General features: G+C 68.1%; 17 protein-coding genes. 6 read left to right on the forward strand and 11 right to left on the reverse strand.

What is annotated here, in order from left to right; genetic code table 11:
* Positions 1–13: 13 nt before the first annotated feature.
* Positions 14–2530 (forward strand): ABC transporter permease, encoded by a 2517-nt coding sequence (locus ASU33_RS04705; RefSeq protein WP_059068794.1) that lies wholly within the window; start codon positions 14–16, stop codon positions 2528–2530.
* Between the two features lie 6 nt (positions 2531–2536).
* Here the strand turns inward: ASU33_RS04705 and ASU33_RS04710 are convergent, their stop codons facing one another.
* Together ASU33_RS04710 and ASU33_RS04715 are read right to left on the reverse strand one after the other, a co-directional pair.
* Positions 2537–3247, reverse strand: a complete 711-nt coding sequence (locus ASU33_RS04710; RefSeq protein ID WP_059068727.1) for a LytR/AlgR family response regulator transcription factor — start codon at positions 3245–3247, stop codon at positions 2537–2539.
* A complete protein-coding gene (locus tag ASU33_RS04715; protein ID WP_059068729.1) occupies positions 3247–4266 on the reverse strand; it encodes a sensor histidine kinase in 1020 nt (339 codons plus the stop codon). The genes ASU33_RS04710 and ASU33_RS04715 overlap by 1 nt, the downstream gene beginning before the upstream one ends.
* A 198-nt stretch (positions 4267–4464) precedes the next feature.
* Between ASU33_RS04715 and ASU33_RS04720 the strand changes: the two genes are divergently transcribed.
* On the forward strand, positions 4465–4980 hold the full coding sequence (locus tag ASU33_RS04720; RefSeq protein ID WP_149867047.1) for a hypothetical protein: 516 nt from the start codon (positions 4465–4467) through the stop codon (positions 4978–4980).
* Between the two features lie 36 nt (positions 4981–5016).
* Positions 5017–5454: a nuclear transport factor 2 family protein gene (locus ASU33_RS04725; RefSeq protein WP_059068734.1), complete on the forward strand. Its 438-nt coding sequence runs from the start codon at positions 5017–5019 to the stop codon at positions 5452–5454.
* 79 nt (positions 5455–5533) lie between these two features.
* Here the strand turns inward: ASU33_RS04725 and ASU33_RS04730 are convergent, their stop codons facing one another.
* Together ASU33_RS04730 and ASU33_RS04735 are read right to left on the reverse strand one after the other, a co-directional pair.
* Positions 5534–6439 carry a ferritin-like domain-containing protein gene (locus ASU33_RS04730; RefSeq protein WP_059068736.1) on the reverse strand — a complete coding sequence of 302 codons (906 nt, stop codon included), beginning with the start codon at positions 6437–6439 and terminating at the stop codon, positions 5534–5536.
* A 36-nt stretch (positions 6440–6475) separates the two neighbouring features.
* Positions 6476–7240: a ferritin-like domain-containing protein gene (locus ASU33_RS04735; protein WP_078062879.1), complete on the reverse strand. Its 765-nt coding sequence runs from the start codon at positions 7238–7240 to the stop codon at positions 6476–6478.
* A gap of 229 nt (positions 7241–7469) precedes the next feature.
* On the opposite strand from ASU33_RS04735, the gene ASU33_RS04740 reads away from it, so the two are divergent.
* The 3 genes from ASU33_RS04740 to ASU33_RS04750 all read left to right on the forward strand — a co-directional run bounded on the left by ASU33_RS04740 (position 7470) and on the right by ASU33_RS04750 (position 9640).
* Positions 7470–7943, forward strand: coding sequence for a LexA family protein (locus tag ASU33_RS04740; protein ID WP_059068738.1), 474 nt, complete (start codon positions 7470–7472; stop codon positions 7941–7943).
* The gene (locus tag ASU33_RS04745; RefSeq protein ID WP_078062880.1) at positions 7918–9222 is read left to right on the forward strand and encodes a Y-family DNA polymerase; all 1305 of its coding nucleotides are present in this window, start codon (positions 7918–7920) and stop codon (positions 9220–9222) included. Before ASU33_RS04740 ends, ASU33_RS04745 begins: the two co-directional genes overlap by 26 nt.
* Before the next feature lie 61 nt (positions 9223–9283).
* Positions 9284–9640 (forward strand): hypothetical protein, encoded by a 357-nt coding sequence (locus ASU33_RS04750; RefSeq protein WP_059068743.1) that lies wholly within the window; start codon positions 9284–9286, stop codon positions 9638–9640.
* On the opposite strand, the gene ASU33_RS04755 is transcribed toward ASU33_RS04750, so the two are convergent.
* The 7 genes from ASU33_RS04755 to ASU33_RS04785 form a co-directional block, all read right to left on the reverse strand.
* Positions 9637–12018 (reverse strand): glycoside hydrolase family 3 N-terminal domain-containing protein, encoded by a 2382-nt coding sequence (locus ASU33_RS04755; RefSeq protein WP_078062881.1) that lies wholly within the window; start codon positions 12016–12018, stop codon positions 9637–9639. The two genes, ASU33_RS04750 and ASU33_RS04755, sit on opposite strands and share 4 nt — an antisense overlap.
* A gap of 41 nt (positions 12019–12059) precedes the next feature.
* A complete protein-coding gene (locus tag ASU33_RS04760; protein ID WP_059068745.1) occupies positions 12060–13331 on the reverse strand; it encodes a sugar MFS transporter in 1272 nt (423 codons plus the stop codon).
* Between the two features lie 44 nt (positions 13332–13375).
* Positions 13376–14248: a glycoside hydrolase family 16 protein gene (locus ASU33_RS04765; RefSeq protein WP_059068747.1), complete on the reverse strand. Its 873-nt coding sequence runs from the start codon at positions 14246–14248 to the stop codon at positions 13376–13378.
* Between the two features lie 29 nt (positions 14249–14277).
* Positions 14278–15084, reverse strand: coding sequence for a sugar-binding protein (locus tag ASU33_RS04770; protein WP_078062882.1), 807 nt, complete (start codon positions 15082–15084; stop codon positions 14278–14280).
* 20 nt (positions 15085–15104) lie between these two features.
* Positions 15105–15971, reverse strand: a complete 867-nt coding sequence (locus ASU33_RS04775) for a glycoside hydrolase family 16 protein (protein ID WP_059068751.1) — start codon at positions 15969–15971, stop codon at positions 15105–15107.
* A 32-nt stretch (positions 15972–16003) separates the two neighbouring features.
* Positions 16004–17278 carry a PKD domain-containing protein gene (locus tag ASU33_RS21630; RefSeq protein WP_078062883.1) on the reverse strand — a complete coding sequence of 425 codons (1275 nt, stop codon included), beginning with the start codon at positions 17276–17278 and terminating at the stop codon, positions 16004–16006.
* A 95-nt stretch (positions 17279–17373) separates the two neighbouring features.
* Positions 17374–18882, reverse strand: a complete 1509-nt coding sequence (locus ASU33_RS04785; protein WP_059068755.1) for a RagB/SusD family nutrient uptake outer membrane protein — start codon at positions 18880–18882, stop codon at positions 17374–17376.
* Positions 18883–18895: the final 13 nt, after the last annotated feature.

Below are 18895 nucleotides of genomic sequence, written 5' to 3' on the forward strand. Positions count from 1 at the left end.
CTGGCTGCTGCGCATGGCCTGGCGGGACAGCCGCCGCTCCCGCGGCCGCCTGCTGCTCTTTTTGTCGGCCATCGTGCTGGGCATCGCCGCGCTGGTGGCCATCAACGGCTTCGGCGACAACCTGGCCCGCAGCATCGACGAGCAGGCCCGGGAGCTGGTGGGCGCCGACCTGGTGCTGTCCGCCCCCCAGCCGTTTACCGCGCCGCTGAGCCCGGCCTTGGGCCGGCGGGTGCGCGCCCGCAGCGAGGAAGTAGCCTTTGCTTCCCTGGTGCAGTTTCCCCGGGGCGAGGGCGTGCGCCTGGCGCAGGTGCGGGCGCTCACGGGCGGCTTCCCCTACTACGGGGACTGGCTCGTGGAACCTAGGGAAGCTGTGGCCGCTTTCCGCCGGGCTGGAAGCGAGCAGCGGCTGGCCTTGGTGGACGACGCGCTGCTGCTGCAGTTCAACGCGCGGGTGGGCGACTCCATCAAGGTTGGGCGGCTGCGGTTTCTCATCGCCGGCCGGGTGACGAAGACGCCCGGGCAGTCGGGGCTCAACGCCGCCCTTGCGCCCACCGTGTTTATTCCGCGCTCCTGGCTTGCCGCCACCGGGCTGCAGCAGCGCGGCAGCCGCCTGCAGTACCGCCAGTACTTTCAGCTTAGCGCCGGCACCCCGGTCGACCGGCTGCTTCGACCCCTGCAGAGCCGCCTGGACGAGGCCGGCATCGACGCCGACACGGTCAGCGACCGGCAGCGGCAAACCGGCCGGGCCTTCGGGGATTTAACCCGCTTTCTGAGCCTGGTGGCCTTCGTGGCCCTGCTGCTGGGCTGCGTGGGCGTGGCCAGCGCCGTTAACCTGTACGTGCGTGACAAGATTGCCGCGGTGGCCGTGCTGCGCTGTTTAGGCGCCTCCGGGCGGCAGGCCCTGCTGATTTACCTTTTGCAAACCGCGGTGATGGGCTTGCTCGGCGCCGCGCTCGGGGCCGCGCTGGGCACCGGGCTGCAGTGGCTGCTGCCCCGCTTGCTGGCCGACTTCCTGCCCGTGGGCATTCGCATTACCGTGTCCTGGCCGGCGGTCCTGCAGGGCCTGCTTTCCGGGCTGCTCGTCGCGGTGCTGTTCGCCCTGCTGCCCCTGCTGGCAATCCGCCGGGTGTCGCCCCTGCGCACGCTGCGCGGGCCGGTTGAGGAAGAGGGGCGCCGCGCACCGGACCCCCTGTGGCTGGGCGTGTACGGGCTGATTGGGCTGCTGCTGCTGGGCTTTGCCTACTGGCAAACCCGGGAAATCAAGCTGGCCCTGGGCTTCGTGGGCGGACTGCTGCTGGCCTTCGGCGCCCTGGCCGGGCTGGCCGCCGCGCTGCGCTACCTGGTGCGCCGCCACCTGCCCACGGGGGGCTCCTTCGTGCTGCGGCAGGGCCTGGCCAACCTGTACCGCCCCAACAACCAAACTATCACCCTCACCGTGGCCGTGGGCCTGGGCGTGCTGCTGCTGGCCGTGCTATTCCTCCTGCAGGGTTTGCTGCTGGGCCGGGTAGAGCTGGCCGGCGGCGGGCGCCAGCCCAACCTGGTGCTCTTCGACATTCAGCCGGGGCAGCGCGCGGGCGTGCAGGCCCTGCTGCGGGAGCAGCGCCTGCCCGTGCTGCAGCAGGTGCCGGTCGTAACCATGCGCCTGCAGGCCATCAACCACCGCCCGGCATCGTTCTACCAGCAGGACAGCAGCCGGGGCGTGCCGCGCTGGGCGTTTCGCCGGGAGTACCGGGTAACCTACCGCAACACCTTGATCAGCTCGGAAAAGCTGGCCGCGGGCCGGCCCCCCACCCTGGAGGCGGACGGGCGGCCGCGCATCTCCCTGGAGGAGGGCTTTTTCCGCCGGCTTAAGCTCCAGCTCGGCGACACGCTCACCTTCAACGTGCAGGGCCTGCCCCTGGAAACCATCGTGAGCGGCACCCGCACGGTGGACTGGACCCGGGTGCAAACCAACTTCATCGTCTTGTTTCCGGCCGGGGTGCTGGAGCCCGCCCCGCAGTTTTACGTGCTCATGAGCCGGGTGCCGGACAACGCCGCCCTGGGCGCAGTGCAGCGGGCGTTGGTGCAGCGCTTTCCCAACGTGTCGGCCATCGACCTGGCGCTTATCCTGCGCACGGTGGACGACATCCTGGACCGGATCGCGGTAGTAATCCGCTTTATGGCCTTCTTCAGCATGGGCACGGGCCTGCTCGTGCTGGCCAGTGCCGTGGTCGTGAGCCGCTACCAGCGGGCCCGGGAAAGCGTGCTGCTGCGCACGCTGGGCGCCGCGCGGCGGCAGGTGCTGCTCATCACCCTGGTGGAGTACGCCGTGCTGGGCTGGCTGGCCGCGCTGACCGGGCTGCTGCTGGCGGGCGTTGCCGGCTGGGCCCTGGCCTACTGGGTGTTTGAGGTGCCCTTCCGCCCCGACCCGCTGCCCCTGCTGGCCCTGGCCCTGACGACCACCCTGCTCACGGTCATCATCGGCCTGCTCAACTCCCGGGCCGTGCTCACGCGGCCCCCGCTGGAAGTGCTGCGCAGCGAGGCGGTGTAGGCACCGCTACAGGGAGCGGTCGCGGATGGCTGCAAGAAAAGCATCCCGGTACTTGGCGCTGATGGGCAGGCGCGCCGGGGGCAGCAGCACGTGGTTTTCCTCGATGCTGCGGATGGCGTCGAGGTTAACGATGTAGGACAGGTGCACCCGCTTAAAGCAGGCAGGCAGCAGGGCTTCCATTTCCTGCATGCGCTTGTAGACAATGATTTTTTCCGCGTCGGTTACCAGCATCACGTAGGACTTGAGGCCCTCGACGTAGCGGATGGCGTCAAAGCGCACCCGCACGATCTGCTTGCCGGACTTCACGAAAAAGTAGTCCCCGGCCGGTCCGGGCAGCTCGGCCGGGGCCGGGGGCAAGGGACGCAGCCGGTCCGCGGCTTTGCTTACCGCCTGCAGAAAGCGCCCGGGCGTAATGGGCTTAAGCAGGTAATCCACTGCCCCGGTTTCGTAGCTCTGCACGGCGTAATCGGCGTAGGCCGTGGTAAAGATCACCAGCTGCCGGGGCATGAGGGTGCGGGCCAGCTCCATGCCGCTGAGCCCGGGCAGGTTGATGTCCAGCAGCAGCAGGTCAACGGCCTCGCGCCGCAGCCAGTCCAGGGCCTCGCCCGCGTCGTAGCAGCAGGCCACCAGGTGCAGGTAGGGCACCTGCCGCACGTAGGCCGTGAGCAGGTGCACAGCGTTGGGCTCGTCGTCGACGATCAGGCAGTTGATGCGCATCACAGGGGAATGGTCAGGCGGGCCGTGAACTGGCCGTGAGCCGGGTGGGCGGAAAGCGCGTAGCGCGCGCCGTAGAGCAGGCGCAGGCGCTCGCGCAGGTTGGGCAGGCCGAAGCCCCCGCCGGCGGGGGCAAGCGGAGCCGGGGGCAGCGGGTTCACCGCCTCGAAGTGCAGGCAGCCGTCCTGGGTCCACAGGTGCAGCGCGGCCTCGTTGCGCTCCGCGCGCTTGTCAAAGCCGTGCTTGAACAGGTTTTCCACCAGGGGAATCAGCAGCATGGGCGGGACGGGCAGCTCCCCGGCCGCGTCCACGCGCAGCTCCACCCGCAGCTCGTGGCGGAAGCGGATCCGCTCCAGGGCCAGGTAGTTGCGCAGAAAGTCTACCTCCGCGCTCAGCGGCACCCGCTCCTGCCGGCTCAGGTCCACGAAGTAGCGCATCAGCGCGGCCAGCTGCTCCACCAGCGCGGCCGTGCGCGGGGCTTCCCGGTAGGCCTCGTAGTAGATGTTGTTCAGGGTGTTGAACAAAAAGTGGGGCTGCACCTGGGCCTTAAGCAAATCCATTTCGGCCCGCAGCTGCCGGTGCTCGAGCTCTTCCTTCTGCTGCTGCAGCTGCGCGCTGCGCATGGCCGCCAGGGCGAGCAGACCGAAGCCGAAGGCAAAGCAGATGGTGACCACTACGTAGCCCAGGTGCCCGCGGTCCCCGTTGAGGAAGCCCCGGTGGGCGGAGGGAAACAGCGGGCGCACGACGTAGGCTTCGAGCCAGAGCCGCAGGGCCCCCACCCCCACGAGAAAGGCCAGCACCAGCCCGGCAAACGCCGGGCGGGAAAGCCGCCGGTACAAGCGGGGGTACAGCCCGTACACGTAGCCGTAGATCGTGGCCGCGTAGGACAGAAAGGCCACGAGGGTAAAAGCTACCACGTAGGGCAGGTTGTTGATGCGCTGGGCCAGATAAGCCACGACGATGCCGAAGCCCAGCAGCCAGGCAGTTAGCTGAAACAGCACGAAGTTGCGAAGGGTCGGCATGGGCAAAGAATTGGCCGCGGCCGGGCGGTAGTGCCGGCAGCCTGAAGCAAAGCTGGGTTTTGCCGCCCTAATTACCCAACTTCTTCAACGCCTGCCCGCATTTCTTCAACGCCTGGCCCGGCAAGCGGCGCGGCGGCGGTTTAAAAATCCGGCTCAGCGGTTTAAGCGCTTTGCCGGCCCCGCGGCGGCCGGCCTCCTTTGGCGGCAGATCGGCGGGTTGCTTCCCCGCCCTCCCAAGCTGCCATGCGTTACCTGCTGCTGACCTTTCCCTTGCTGCTGCTGCGGCCAACTCCGCTGCGGGCCCAGCTGACCGCCGAGCCCGCGCTGCAGGCGCTGCTTTCCCGCTACGAGCAGGCCTGGCGGCAAGCCGACACCGCCGCCCTGCGCCCGCTGCTTTTGCCGGCGCTGCGCTACGTCTACCTGGGCGCCACGCCCCCGCTGGAGCTCCGCGGCCGGGACTACCTGCGCACCCTGCCGACCCCGGCCGGCCGGTTTAGCTACTCCCAGCTGCTCTCGCTCAGCCAGCGGGGCGACTCGGCCCGGGCCGAGCTGCACCTGGATCGGGCTTACCGCCGTGAGCGCACCACCCTGCAGCTGCGGCGGGTCGGCGGGCGCTGGCTGATCAGCGCGGTAAGCTGCGAGTTAACGATGGTGCCGGTCGAGGAGCGCCGCATTCCCGGCGACAAGCCCCGCGACGCCCGCTTTGCCCAGTAAGCTTTCTGTTTCTTCACCCTGCTGCCTTACTTCGTCATGACAAACCACGTTCTGCGGCTGGCCTGCCTGGCCGCCCTGCTGCCCGCCGCCGCCTGGGCCCAAACCGCGGCCAGCGACGAGGCGCTGATCCGCGCGACCGTCAACACCTACTTCGAAGGCTGGAGCACCGGCGACACCACCAAGCTGTCATCGGCCATGCACCCAAGCTGCCACCTGAAGTTCGTGCGGGACGGCGCCTTCGGGCAGGTAAACAAAAACACCTACCTGCGCGGCTTCAAGCCCCAGCCCCGGGGCGAGGTGCAAACCCGCATCCTGCAGCTGCACCACACCGGCCACGCGGCGGGGGTGGTGTCGGAGATCCGCGTCGGCGGCAACCGCTACACCGACTACTTTAACCTCCTGCGCATCAACGGGCGCTGGTACATTACCGACAAGGCGGCCATCCGCGAGGAAGCGCCGCTTACCGCCCGCTAAAGCGGGTCGCCACAAAGAGAGCGCCCCCGCGCGATCCCGTTAGCGGAACCGCGCGGGGGCGCTGCCTGCACAAGGCGGATCAGCCCGCCAGGCCCAGGTCGGTTTTCAAAAACACGGAGGCAATGCGCAGCACGGTAACCATGTCCAGCGGCTCGTCAAAGGCTTCGGTGGCGGCGTCCATGGTGACCTTGCTCAGCTCCATCACGTTGATGCCGGCCTGCACCACGTTGGCCTCGCTGGGAAACCGGCGCGGGTCAACCCCGGCCCCGTACACCGGCGCCGTGAGCGGGGGCTGCGGGCCGCCCTCGTCCTCGCTTACAATCCAGCTTTTCGGGTCAAAGCGGCGCGTGCCGGCTACTTCCTGCGGCCCGCCCCGCCGCATGGTGCGCAGGCGGGAGGCGTGCCGCGCCTCGACGGCGTGAATCTGCAGGGCGGCTTCCAGAATCTGGTTGGTACCCACCAGTTCCGGGGCGGCGCCCTTGTAAGCGCGCACGCCGGTGTCCTCCAGGGCCTGGGCTACGGCCAGAAAGGCGTAGTAGTTCGTGAATACGTCCGGCACCGGGGACGCCGAGCGGCTGGCGGTAAAGTCGTAGGCGCGCCGGCCCGGATCCGGCGTCGCGCTGCGGCCCAGCACGGAGCGCAGAAAGTTGACGTGCGCGCGCTCGTCGTTGGAAATCTGGGTGATGTCCGCGCGGGCCTGCCCGGTGATCATGCCGGGCACGGCCAGGCCCAGCTGGTAGAAGTTGGACTCGAGGTATTCCAGCTGCAGGGCGTAGTTGAGAATCACCCGGATGCGGTTGTTGAGGGCGGGCGTCTGGGCGTAGGCGCGGTTGAGCAGGCCGCCCAGGGCAACGGGCACGGCGGCCGCGGTTAACTTGCGGCCGAAGCCGGCAAAGTGCTTGAAGATGGCGCGGCGCTGGTCCAGGCGGCCGTAGACTTCGGGGTCTGCCTTTTCGATTTCGTGGAGTATGGCAAGTAAGTTCATCGTTGCTGCGGTATGGGGTGAAACAATGCGCCGGCCTTAGCCCCGGCTCAGGCCGCTCACGTTGAGCTTGGAGCCCGGCTGCAGAAAGCGGTTGGCCAGGGCCGCTACCTGCGCCGGCCGCAGCGACTGGTTAAGCCCGGTGCGCAAATCCACCACGTCGGGCCCCACGAAGGTGCCATCCTGAATGATGTCGCGGATCAGGGCGGCGTGGCGGGCCTCCACCGAGACGATCTTGCCAGCAATCGTGAGCAGCTCCGGGCTGCGCAGCAGCGGCCCGGCCCCGTTGTAGGCCGCGACGCCCAGGTCCTCAAAGGTGCGGGCGGCCGTGAGCACGCTCGTGCGGTTGTCAAAGTCAATGCCTGAGAAGTCCGGGGCCAGGTTGGGAATGGGCGTGCCGCCCAGCGCGGCGATGGCCGCCTTGAAAAAGTCACGGTGCACCTTCTCGTGCTCGTGAATGTCGAACAGGGCGTAGTTCTCGGCGGCCGAGGCGCGGCGGTGGTAGCTGCCGGCCAGCACCCGGTCGTAGAAGGCCGACTCGAGCTGCTCCAGGGCGTAGGCGTAGTTGAGCACGCCAAAATCGCCGCTGCCCACGTCGATCAGGGCGTTTTCCCCCTCGTCCTGGGTGGCGACGGCGTTGAGCTCCAGCTTGTCGGCCGGGTCCTGCCCGCAGCCGGCCAGGGCCAGGCCGGTCAGCGCCAGGGCTGCGCTCCCGTAGCGCAGAAACGCGCGGCGCTGCAAGGGCGTCGGCAGTTGATCCGGCGCAGCTTCGTCCGGGGCGGGATTGGGTTGAGCTTTCAGCATAACGGTGTTTTGGTTGGTAAAAAGAAACTGGGCTTACCTACGAAACTCACGGCGTTAACAGATTGCTCAACAGTTTGATATTTAGCTTATTGTCGAGTGAAAAACCGTATTTATACGGATTAACTCCATGGAGCCTAGGCTTTAGCGATTGCTATTTATTTTAGCCAGCATTTGTACTAATACTATTAGCACGACGTATACTTGCGCAGATCATCCCTCTGCTGCAACCATGTCCGAAGTTGAAATTCTGGATATTGCCCGCGACCCCGTTTGGGTAATCGAGTGCCCCGCGCCGGTGCCCGCGGGTTTTCCCTCCCCCTCCGACGAGCACCGCGGCGAGAAGGTGGACCTGAACCGCATTTTGCTGCCTCACCCCGACTGCACCTACCTCGCCCGGGTTGCCGGGGACTCCATGGCCGGGCCGCCCGGGCACATCGCCGACGGCGCCCTGCTAACGGTAGACTGCACCCTCAAGCCGCAGCCCGGCCACGTGGTAGTCGCCGCGGTGGACGGGGAGTTTACCGTCAAGCGCCTGGAAAAGCGCGGACTGGGCTGGTGGCTCGTACCCGACAACCCCCGCTACCCCGCCGTGGACGCGGCCAGCTACGGCCGCTTCGAAGTGTGGGGCGTGGTCACCCACGTGGTGACCGAGCTGATCAACGGCAAGCTGCACGACCGTGTACGCGCTCGTCGACTGCAATAACTTCTACGTGTCCTGCGAGCGGGCCTTTAACCCCGCCCTGGAGCAGGTGCCGGTGGTGGTACTTTCCAACAACGACGGCTGCATCATCTCCCGCTCGGCCGAAGCCAAGGCCCTGGGCATCAAGATGGGCGAGCCTCTGTTTCAGGTTAAGGCCCTGCTGCGCGAGCAAGGCGTGCAGGTGTTTTCCTCTAACTACGCCCTCTACGGGGACATGTCCCAGCGGGTCATGAACTACCTGGCCGCCGTGGCCCCCGCCGTGGAGATCTACTCCATCGACGAGTGCTTTCTCGACCTGCACGGCCTGCAGCGCTGGCAGGCGCCGGACCTGACCTGCTACGGCCGGCAGGTGCAGGCGGCGCTGCTCCGGCGCACCCACATTCCCACCTGCGTGGGCCTTGGCCCGACCAAAACCCTGGCCAAGGCCGCCAACCGCCTGGCCAAAAAGCTGCCGGCGTTCGGGGGCGTGCTCAGCCTGGTCGACGAGTCCATTCGCCGCGAACTGCTGGAACAGCTGCCGGTTGAGGATGTCTGGGGCATTGGCCCGCGCTACGGCGGGAAGCTGCACGCCCTGGGCATCCGCACGGCCGGCGCCCTCAGCCGGGTAAGCGAAAGCTGGGCGCGCGAGCAGCTCGGCGGGGTGGTGGGTGCCCGGCTGGTCCGCGAGCTGCAGGGCTTGCCCTGCCAGGGGCTGGCCCCGAGCGAGGACGGCACGCTGGCCCGGCAGCGCATTGCCTGCACCCGCACCTTCGGGCAGCCGCTGACCGGCTACCCGGACCTGCTGCGGGCCGTCGCGCACTTCACGGCCCGCGCCGCCGAAAAGCTGCGCCAGCAGGGTTCCGCGGCCCACCTGCTCACCGTGTTCCTGTGCCCGGGCCGCTTCGGCGCGGACGCCCAGCCTTCCCGGGCGGCCACGCTCACGCTGCCCGCGGCGTCTAATGACACGGGACAGCTGCTGGCGCTGGTACGGGCCGCCGTGCGCAAGCTCTGGCGGGCCGGCACGGTCTACCACAAAGCCGGGGTCCTGCTCGCCGGGCTGGAGCCCGCCGGCCGGCAGCAGCTGGGCTTGTTTGACGACCCCGCGTTAGCCGCGCGCCGCGCCCGCCTGCTCCGGGAGATTGATGCGCTCAACCAGCGCTTCGGCCGCCACAAGGTGGCCTTCGCCACCATGCTCGCCCCGGTGGGCAGCGCCACTCCGCGCTGGCAAACCCGCCACGAGCGGCGCAGCCCGGCCTACACCACGAGCTGGGACGAGCTCTGGACCGTGCCTGCGGCCGGTTAACTTACCGCCCGGCCCGGGCGTACACCCGGGCTTGATTTGTCGCTGATTTACTTTCTGCCGCGTGTCTTCCACCCCCATTCCCCTGCCAGAGCCGGAGCGGCAGGCCCTGCGCCGCCTGCTGGCCCAGCGCCGCCGCCACGAAGCCGCAGTCCGGCTGCGCGGCCAGGCCCCGCCCCCCGAGCAGGTCTGGCAAACCCGGGCCCTGGCCGCGCTTGAAGCCTGCCTGACCCGGCAGCAGCCCGGGTTTGCTGCCGCGCCCGCCGAAAGCGCGGCGCTGCTGCGCGCGGCCGAGCTGCTGGAGCACCTGGGCTTGCTCCCGCCCCTGCCCGAGCCCGTGCGTTGCCGGCAGCAGGCCCGCGCCCGGGTGCTAACCCGGCTGCTGAGCAAGTGGCCGGCCCCCGGCCCGCGGCCGGCTTAGTTGGCCGCGGTGGGCGAGTCGACTAGGGTGAAACGCTTGACCTGATCCCCGACGCGCACCTCGAAGTCCCCCGCTTCGAGGATTTTCTCGCCCTTAGGGCCGGCGTAGGCCAGCTCCGCCACCGGCAGGGTAAAGCGCAGGGTCTTGGTTTCGCCCGGCTGCAGGCTAACCTTGTCAAAGCGGCGCAGCCGGCGCACGTCCGGGGCTACCTGCGCGGCCACCAGGTCGGAAGTGTACAGGTGCACGGCTTCCTTGCCTTCGCGGCGGCCGGTGTTGGTAACCTGTACCGTGACGGTCAGGGTTTCCTCCCGGGCCAACGAGCTTTTATCCAGCTGCAGGCCCGCGTAGGCAAAGGTGGTGTAGCTCAGCCCGTGGCCAAACTCCCACTGCGGGTTATAGTCTGCCTCGTAGTGGTAGGCCCCCTGCCCGCGCTTCTGCTCCTCGCTGTACTTGTGAATGTAGGTTACCAGGGCGTTGGGGTAGCGCGGGTACGTGTAGGGCAGCTTGCCCGAGGGGTTGACGTCCCCGAACAAGATATCGGCCAGGGCTTCCCCGCCGTGATTGCCGGGCAGGTAGGTTTGCACGATGGCCGGCACGAGGGGCTCAAGCCCGCTGATAATGCGCGGCCGGCCTTCGTTAAGCACCAGCACCAGCGGCTTGCCGGTGGAAGCCAGGCGGCGGGCCAGCTCCAGCTGCAGGGGGGACAGCGTCAGGTCGTTCAGGTCGCCGGGTTTTTCGGCGTAGGAGTTTTCCCCCACGCAGAGCAGCACCGCGTCCACGTCCCGGGCGGCGGCCACGGCCTGCTCGAGCTGGTCGGCGCTTTCCTCGTAGTACTTGCCCTCGGGCTTCATGTTGTAGCTCACACCGGGCACGTAGCGCACGTTGGCGGGCCCGATTTCCCGCTGCACCGCCTCGAGAATGGTGTGGTAGCGGCCGGCAAATTCCTCGACTTTCTCGCCCTGCCAGGAGTAGGTCCACGCCCCGTTGAGCGTGCGCATGGAGTGGGCGTTGGGCCCGGTGACCAGCACCCGGCTGGACTTGGCCAGCGGCAGCAGCCCGCCCTGGTTTTTCAGCAGGGTGATGGCCTCGGCGGCCGTTTCGTAGGCGGCGCGCTCGTGCTCGGCGCTGCCAAACTTGGGGTAGTCCTTTACCCGGGTAACCGGCGTCTCAAACAAGCCCAGGGCAAACTTTACCCGCAGAATGCGGCGCACGGCGTCGTCCACCCGGGCCTGCGGCACCCGCCCTTCTTTAACCAGGGCCACGAGGTTGTCGCAGAACTCCTCGTACTGGTAAGCCAGCATGCCCATGTCAATGCCGGAGTTGATGGCCAGGGCAATGGCTTCCTTGACGTTGGGTACGAGGCGGTCGCGCTTGTAGAGGTTGTCGATGTCGCCCCAGTCCGTTACCACCAGGCCCTTGAAGCCCAGCCGCTCCTTAAGCAGGCGGGTCAGAATCTCGTAGTTGGCGTGCACGGGCACGCCGTTGATCAGCCCGGAGTTGATCATGATGGTGTGGGCCCCGGCGTCAATGGCCGCCTTAAAGGCCGGCAGGTGGTACTCGTAGAGGCTCTCGTCGGGCACGAGGGCATTGGTGCGGTCCTTGCCGGAGCTGGGCACCTGGTAGGCCAGAAAGTGCTTGACGCTGGCCGCCACCCGCACCGGCTGGCTGACGTCGTTGCGCTCGCCCTGGTAGCCCTTCACCACCTGCACGCCCAGCTCGGCGCCGAGGTAGGGGTCCTCGCCGTAAGTTTCCCAGTGCCGGGGTGAGCGCGGGTCGGAGCCCAAGTCCAGCACCGGGGAGAAAGCCCAGGGAATGGCGCTGGCCCGGGTTTCGTAGGCGGTGATTTCCGCCGCCCGGCGCACGAGGGCGCGGTTGCGGGTGGCCGCCTGGGCGATCTGCTGCGGGAACATAGTTGCCCCCACCGTGTAGGTTTCCCCGTGCACGGCGTCAATGCCGTAGAGCACCGGAATCTTTAGCCGGGTTTCCTTGCGGGCCAGCTGCTGAATGCGCCCCACAATGCCTTCCCAGACCTGCGGGGTGCGGGCCCGGTTGTTGGCCGCGTTCAGGATGGAGCCCACCTTGTAGCGCACCACCGCGTCGCGGAGCTTGGCCTCGTCCAGGGCGAAGGGCTCGTCGGAGGCAAACCGCGATTTGCCGCGGCCGACCACGTCCAGGGTGATCTGCGCCATCTGCCCCACCTTTTCCTCCAGGGTCATGCGGGCGAGCAGGGCTTCGGCCCGCGCGTCTGCGTCGGTGGCCGGCTGCGCGGCCGGCGGGGGAGCAAGGGGAATGCGCGGGGCCAGCGCCGGCTGCGGGGGCCAGGCCAGGGCCGCCGGCAGCAAAGCCAGGAGCGCGCAGTGGTGGAAAAGCTTCGGCATGGGAGCTAACAATTGCGGTGAGAAATAGCGAAAGCGCGGGCCTAGCCGGCCGCGGCAGGCCAGACGGCGGGGCGGTGTCCCAGCAGGCCGTACCAAAGGATGTAGAGGTAGCAAAGCACCGGCAGCCCGAAGGCCAGGCGCAGGGAGGCCGCGTCGGCAACGAAGGCAAACAGCAGGGGCACTACCGCCCCGCCCACGATGGCGACGTTGAGCAGGCCCGAAGCCTGCTCCGTGTGCTGGCCCAGCCCGGCCAGGGCCAGGGTGAAGATGGTAGCGAACATGATGGAGTTCATCAGCCCCACGGCCAGCATGCTGGCCATGGCCAGCTGCCCGCGGCTCAGCACGGAAAACAGCACCAGCAGCACCGCCCCGGCGGCGTTGAGCGCCAGCAGGCGGCCCGGGGAAAAGCGGCTGAGCAGGTAGGCGCCCGCGAAGCGGCCGAGCATGGCCCCGCCCCAGTACCACGCCACCCGGTCGCCGGCGGCCTTGGGCGAGAGGCTCAGCACCTCGGGCAGGTGCAGGTAGTTGACCAGGTGGGAGCCGATGGCAACCTCCGCGCCGACGTAGGCGAAAATGGCTCCTGCCCCCAGCAGCAGGTGGCGGTGCTGCCAGGCGGAGCCGGCGGCGCCCGCCGCGTCTGGGGCGTGGGGGATGCGCGGCAGCGGCCGCAGGGCCAGCAGCAGGCTGATAAGCAGCAGCGCTCCCCCGATTACGAGGTAGGGCAGCTGCACGGCCCGCACATCGATGACGGCGGCCGGTGCCGCCTCCAAATCGGGCAGGCGCGCGAGAATGAGCGCGGCGCCGAGCAGCGGGGCCACCGTCGTGCCCAGGGAGTTAAAGGCCTGGGTTAGCGTCAGGCGGGCCGGGGCCGAGCGCGCCGGCCCGAGCACGGCCACGTAGGGATTGCCGGCCACCTGCAGCAGCACCACCCCCGCGGCCAGCACGAACAGCGCCGCCAGGAAAAAGGGGTACGAGCGGGAAGCCGCGGCGGGGTAAAACAGAAAGGCGCCGAGCGCGGCCGTGACGAAGCCGGTGAGCATGCCGCCCTTGTAGCCGACGCGCTGCACGAGCAGCCCGGCCGGGATGCCCAGCAGAAAGTAAGCCCCGAAAAAGCAAAGGTTAACCAAGTTGGCCTGGGTGTAGCTTAGCCCGAAGATGGCCTTGAGGTAGGGAATCAGGATGTCGTTAAGGCAGGTGATAAAGCCCATCATGAAAAACAGCACCGTCAGCGATGCCAGCGCCGGCCGGTAGCGGGCGGCGGGCTCGTGGGCGGGCGCCGGGGCTTCAGGAGCGCGGAGTACGGGAACAGCCATAAAGCAGGATTGCGGGTAAAGGAAGTCAGGCGAATGCGGCCCCGTTAGCGGGTGCGCAGCCGGTAAAAGCGCACGTAGTCCACGCGCAGCTGCTGGGGAAAAGCTTCGGCGGCAATGCCGTGCCTGCCGCCCCACTCCCCGCCCACCGCCACGTTGAGCAGCAGGTGAAAGGGGTGGTCCCAGGGCCAGGCCCGCCAGCCGGCGTGCTCGTTGCGGCTGGTGAAGTAGGCACGGTTGTCCACGAAGGCCGTAATGGTTTCGGGCGTCCACTCCACCGCGTACACGTGAAAGGCCGTGGTGGCCGTGGGCACGGCCACGGAGTCGGTTTTCTGGTTGTTGGTGCGGAAGTAGTATTGGCGACAGTGGGTAGAGGCCTGCACCACCCCGGGCCGGTAGCCCACGTACTCCATGATGTCGATCTCCCCGTTGTCGGGCCAGCTTTTGTCGCCGTACTTCCACTCGTCGGGCAGCATCCAGATGGCCGGCCAGGTGCCGCGGGCGGCGGGCAGCTGGGCCCGCACCTCAACCCGGCCGTAGGTTAGGCTGCCCCCGCCGGCGGCTTTGGACACGAGGCGGGCGGCGGTGTAGGGGTTGTTGGGCGTCCAGGCTTCCCGTCGGGCTTCGATGATTAGCTGGCCGTTTTCCACCCGGGCATTTTCCCGCCGGGCCTTGGTGTAGTACTGCAGCTCCTGGTTGCCCCAGCCGTGCCCGCCCACGTCGTAGCCCCACTTGCTGGAGTCCGGCAGACCGGCGTAGTTGAACTCGTCGCGCCAGATCAGCTCCCGAAAGGAGTAGCGCGGGGCTGCTCGGGTCGGGCGGGCGGGTAGCGCGGCGCCGTCGGGGCGGAAAAAAAGCCCCGGTAACGGCAGCAGGCCGCCGAGCAGCAGCAGGGTAAACCAGGAGGTGATGGCGTTCATGGAAAATATGCGTGGCGGGTGGCAATGGTTTAGCGGGTCGACGGGGCAGGGGGGACTAGCCGCAGCCGGCCGAAAATGCCGGCGTCAATCCAGCCGCGGTTTTTGTCTGCGCCCGCGACCGGCTCGCTGCCGAAAAAGTTTTCCCGCTCGGCGCTGCCGTCGTTGTCGCAGTACGCCAGGGCAAAGCCGATGGGCTGGCCCGCCCGCAGCGGGAGCGGACGGCTGGCGGCGGGCTTGTGCTCATCGTAGGTGTCCGGGTACAGGGCCACCGCGGCTTCCCAGGTGCTGACCTGACCCCGGCGGGTGCGCCGGCTGCGCACGTGCTCGTCGAACAGGTGCCCTTGCCGATCCCGCCCCAGGTCCACCACGTGCCCGTCCAAAGCCACGTGGTAAGCCCAGGCGTTGTGGTTATACTGGTGCTCCCCGCGCGAGCGGTCGGGGTCCACGAAGATTTCCAGGCAGTCGTCGTCCCACCAGCGCTCGAGCGGGTCCGCGTGGGTGTCCTGCTCCACGTCGTCGGTGATCTCGGCCAGCACGTACAGGCGTTCCGGCGTCCAGACCACTTTGTAGCGCCCGCTGAAGTCCGCGGCCGTGGTGGCGGGCCCCAGCCAGCGCTGGTCAAGCGGGCGCCACTCTGCCCGGGCCCAGGCGGCCTCGGTGCCGCGCCCGTCGATAACCGGGGCGGGTGAAGCCAGCGGCACCTGGCATTCCGGCCCCGCAGGGGCGGCCCCGGCCAATGCTCCCACTCCCAGGCTGGCGACAAGCCGTCGCCACCCCCTGCTGCATTGTCCGCGGACCGCCCTTTGGGCCCGGTGCTGTTGCTGATGCTGTTTCATGAGGTCAGGGATTACGGCTGCTATTCAGGGTACTGGTAGAAGCGTACGTAATCCACCACCATTTCCTTGGGGAAGGGTTCACTGGCGGCGGGGTCGCCGTCGAAGTGCCCGCCTACGGCCACGTTTAAGATCAGGTAGAAGGGCTGGTTGAAGGGGTAGTTCGGCACCTGCGCCGCGCCGATGGAGTACACCGGCTGCCCGTCCACAAACCAGCGCAGCCCGTCCTGGCTGCGGATAAGCGAAAACACGTGAAAGTCCGCGCTGAAGTCCCCTGAGGGCAGGCGGTACGTGCTGCCCTGGTACTGGTGGCGGGCAAGGTCGGGGCCGTAGTGCACCGTGGTGACGGTGGCCGCCGGGTCGCTGCCGCGCAGCTCCATGATGTCAATCTCCCCGCAGGCCGGCCAGCCCACCTGCGCCTCGTTGGCGCCCAGCATCCAGATGGCGGGCCAGATGCCCTGGCCTTTGGGCAGGCGCGCACGCACGTCCAGCCGTCCGAATTCGTAGCTGATCTTGTTGCGGGTCACGATGCGCGCCGAAGTAAACTGCTTGCTGCGCAGGGGCTCGCGCCGGGCCTGGATGTGCAGCTGACCGGAGCTCAGGTACAGGTTGTTGGGCGAGCTGGTCGTGGCCTGCTTCTCGTTGTTAAACCAGTCGTCGCGCACCTCGTAGCTCCACTTGCGCAAATCCAGCCCGCCCCCGTCGAATTCGTCGCTGGCTTCGGCCACGAGCCGGGTGTAGTCGGCGTAGGGCCGGGACGCGGCGTTGACCACCGGGGCCGGCGCCGGCGGCAGGGGCTTGGGCGGCTCCTCGGTGCAGCCGGTTAGCAGCAGGCCGAAAGCAAGCGGGGCAAGGGAAGCCGGGCGAAACCCCGGCAGAAGGCGCAACATAATCACGAAGGTGGATTGGCTTGATCAGGGGCTTACTTAACCCGCAGTTTGATGGTGTGCACCACCGACCCGGTGGGCGGTCCTACCCGCAGCACCAGCCGCTCGTTGCTGATGGAGATGATGCGGTAGGTGCGATTAGCCGCGTCGGTGATGCCAATAAAGGCGCCGGGCTGGCTGAGGGTAAACTGGGCGATGCCTGCTCCCGTAGCCGCCCCGAAGGTGAAGGCCGATTTACCGGAGCGCGGGGCCGCGCAGGCGCCCGGGCTGCCGGCCACGAAGGTCTCGGCGCCGGCTTCGTAGGTGAGCTCATCGCTGGCCGTGAAGGTAAACTCGTCGTCGGCCTGGCAGGCGGGCAGGGTGTTGGGGTCTCCGCCCGGGTAGTAGCCCGTGGGGTCGGCGTCGCCGGGGCCCACCACGATCACCGCCGGCGCGGCGTTGTCCAGCACCCAGGTGCGCGCGGAGCCGCCGGTCAGCAGGGCCTTGGCCCGGTCAATGGCCGAGGGCAAAGGCATGAGCGTTACTTCGGTCAGGGTGTTGTCGGGCCGGGTGCCGCGCAGGCGCAGGCGGCTGGGGCTGGCCTCGACGATGTCGTAGGTTTTGTTTTTCACCGAGTCGGGCAGGCCGATAAAGGCACCCTTGCCTTGCAGCACAATCTGCCCAAGCCCGGCGCCGGGCCGGAACACAAACGGGGAGCTGGCGGCCCGGGCCGGCCCGCAGCTGCCGGCGGCGTAAGTGCCGCCCGCCGCGTCGTAGCTGTAGGCGAAGGTGTTGGCAAAGGAAAACTGATCGTCGGCCTGGCAGGCCGGCAGCGGCGCGGTGGAGGCCGTCAGCACCGTGCCGTCGGCTGCCAGGTGCTTGATGGCCCCGGGCTGGTTGCTGAAGGTCCAGCTCGTGGAGCCCGAGCCGGCGCAGGCCGCCAGCACGGCAAAGGCCGGCTGCGGGCAGGCCGAGGGAATGCTCACCTTCTGCGGGGCGAAAGCCGTGCCCCCGCGCCCGCCCACGGCGAGCTGCACCTGGTACTCACCCGACCGGGTGTAGGTGTGGGTGGCGGAGGGGCCGGTTTCGGTGGCGGAGCCGTCGCCGAAGTCCCACTGGTACAGAAAGGCATCCCGGCTCGCGTTGGTGAACGTGGCCGTCACCGGGTACTGCGAGGTGTTCAGCTGCACGGTAAAGCCGGCCTGCGGGGCGGGGCCGTCCAAGGTATATTCCTCCGGCTCGCAGGAGGTCAGGCTTAGTCCGGCGGCGAGCAGCAGCCCGCCGGCGGCGCCCCACAAGCGCCGGGCTCCAAGGGTAGAAAGTAAAGTCATAGAAGTAGGTTTTTGGGGAGGTCCGGGCAAGGGCCACCCTACCCGCGCCCCGGGGCGGGCCGCGGTGGGATAGCAAGCCGCAGGGTTGAAGGCGGCTAGTAGCCCGGGTTCTGGCTTAGGTTGGGGTTGGCGTCGCGCTCCGACTGCGGGATGGGCAGCACGAGGTTGGTGGGCTTGGCGCCCTTGGCCACCAGGGCAGGCAGGGTGAGCAGCTTGCCGGTACGCTTTAAGTCAAACCAGCGGTCGTTTTCAAAGGCCAGCTCGTAGCGCCGCTCCCGCAGCACGGCTTCCTTGAAGTCTCCCTGCGCGGGGTTGAAGTCGTGCGTTGAGGGTTGGTTGAGGTCGGCGCCGAAAGCGCGGCGGCGCACTTTGTTCAGGGCTTCGAGCCCTTCGGGCGTGGCGCCCACCGCCTCGGCCAGGATCAGGTACACCTCGGCCAGGCGCAGCACCGGGATGTTGAGGCCCGAGTCCCAGATGTTGGTGTTAACCTTACCCACAAACCACTTCTTCACCCCGTAGCCGTTGGGCGAGCCGGGCAGGGAGGCCGGCTGGGCGGTGGCGGTGCTGCCGGCGGGGTAGGCATCTCCGGGCTTCCAGATGGTCACGTCGCGGCGCTGGTCGCCGGCCTCGTAGCCGTTGACGAACTCCGCCTCGGGAATGTTGAAGCCGTAGCCGCCCTGGGGGGTGAGCCCCTGCCCGCGCGGGCCGAAGAACTCGTTGCCCACGAAGCCCAGCCCGTCGAAAGTGTAGCCGTTCAGGCCCGAGACGAACTGCACCTCGAACAGCGACTCGCGGCCGTTCTCGTTTTCAATGCGGAAGTTGTCGCCGTAGCTGGGCCACAGGCTTTTGCCGCTGTTCTGCAGCACCTCGCGCGCCCAGCGGGCCGCCTCGGCGTTGTTGCCACGGGTGAGCTGCACCTTGGCCAGCAGGCCGGCCGCGGCCCACTTGGTGGCCCGGCCCAGGTCCGCCCCGCTGTAGGAAGCGGGCAGGTTGGTGAAGGCCTCCTCCAGGTCTTGGACAATGCGGGCGTACACCTCCTCGGCGGGGGTGCGGGGAATATTAACCTGCGCCAGGGAAGTAGGAGGTACGGTAAGCAGGGGTACGTCGCCGAAGGCCCGCACCAGGTCGAAGTAGTACTTGGCACGCAGAAACTGCGCCTCGCCCAGGCAGCGCTTGCGGATGGCCTCGCTCATGTTGGTGATGCCCGGCACGCGCTGCAGCACGAGGTTGGCGCGGCCGATGCCCACGTAGCAGCCGCCCCAGAGGCGGTTGGTAAGCGGGTTGGTGGCCGGGATGTTGAAGTTGTCGAGCTGCTGGTGCTCGATGCCGTCCCCGCCCCCGCCCCCGCCGGTGTACGAGTTGTCGGACATGATGTCGCCGATGCCCCACAGGGCGTAGTTGTACTGCCCGCCCTTGCCCAGCTCGCTGTAAGCCGCGTTCGTGGCCTGAATGGCGTCGGTTTCGGTTTGGTAGAAGTTGTCCTCGGTTACCGAGTCGTTGGGCTGCACGTCCAGAAACTCTTTGCCGCAGCCCGCCAGCAGGGGGGCGAGCAGCAGGGTCGCGCCCAGGGTTTGCTTAAGCAGGGATTTCGCTAGCGTGATCATCGTGTGGGAAGGT

The organism is Solirubrum puertoriconensis, assembly GCF_001483135.1.
Taxonomy (GTDB): Bacteria; Bacteroidota; Bacteroidia; order Cytophagales; family Hymenobacteraceae; genus Solirubrum; species Solirubrum puertoriconensis.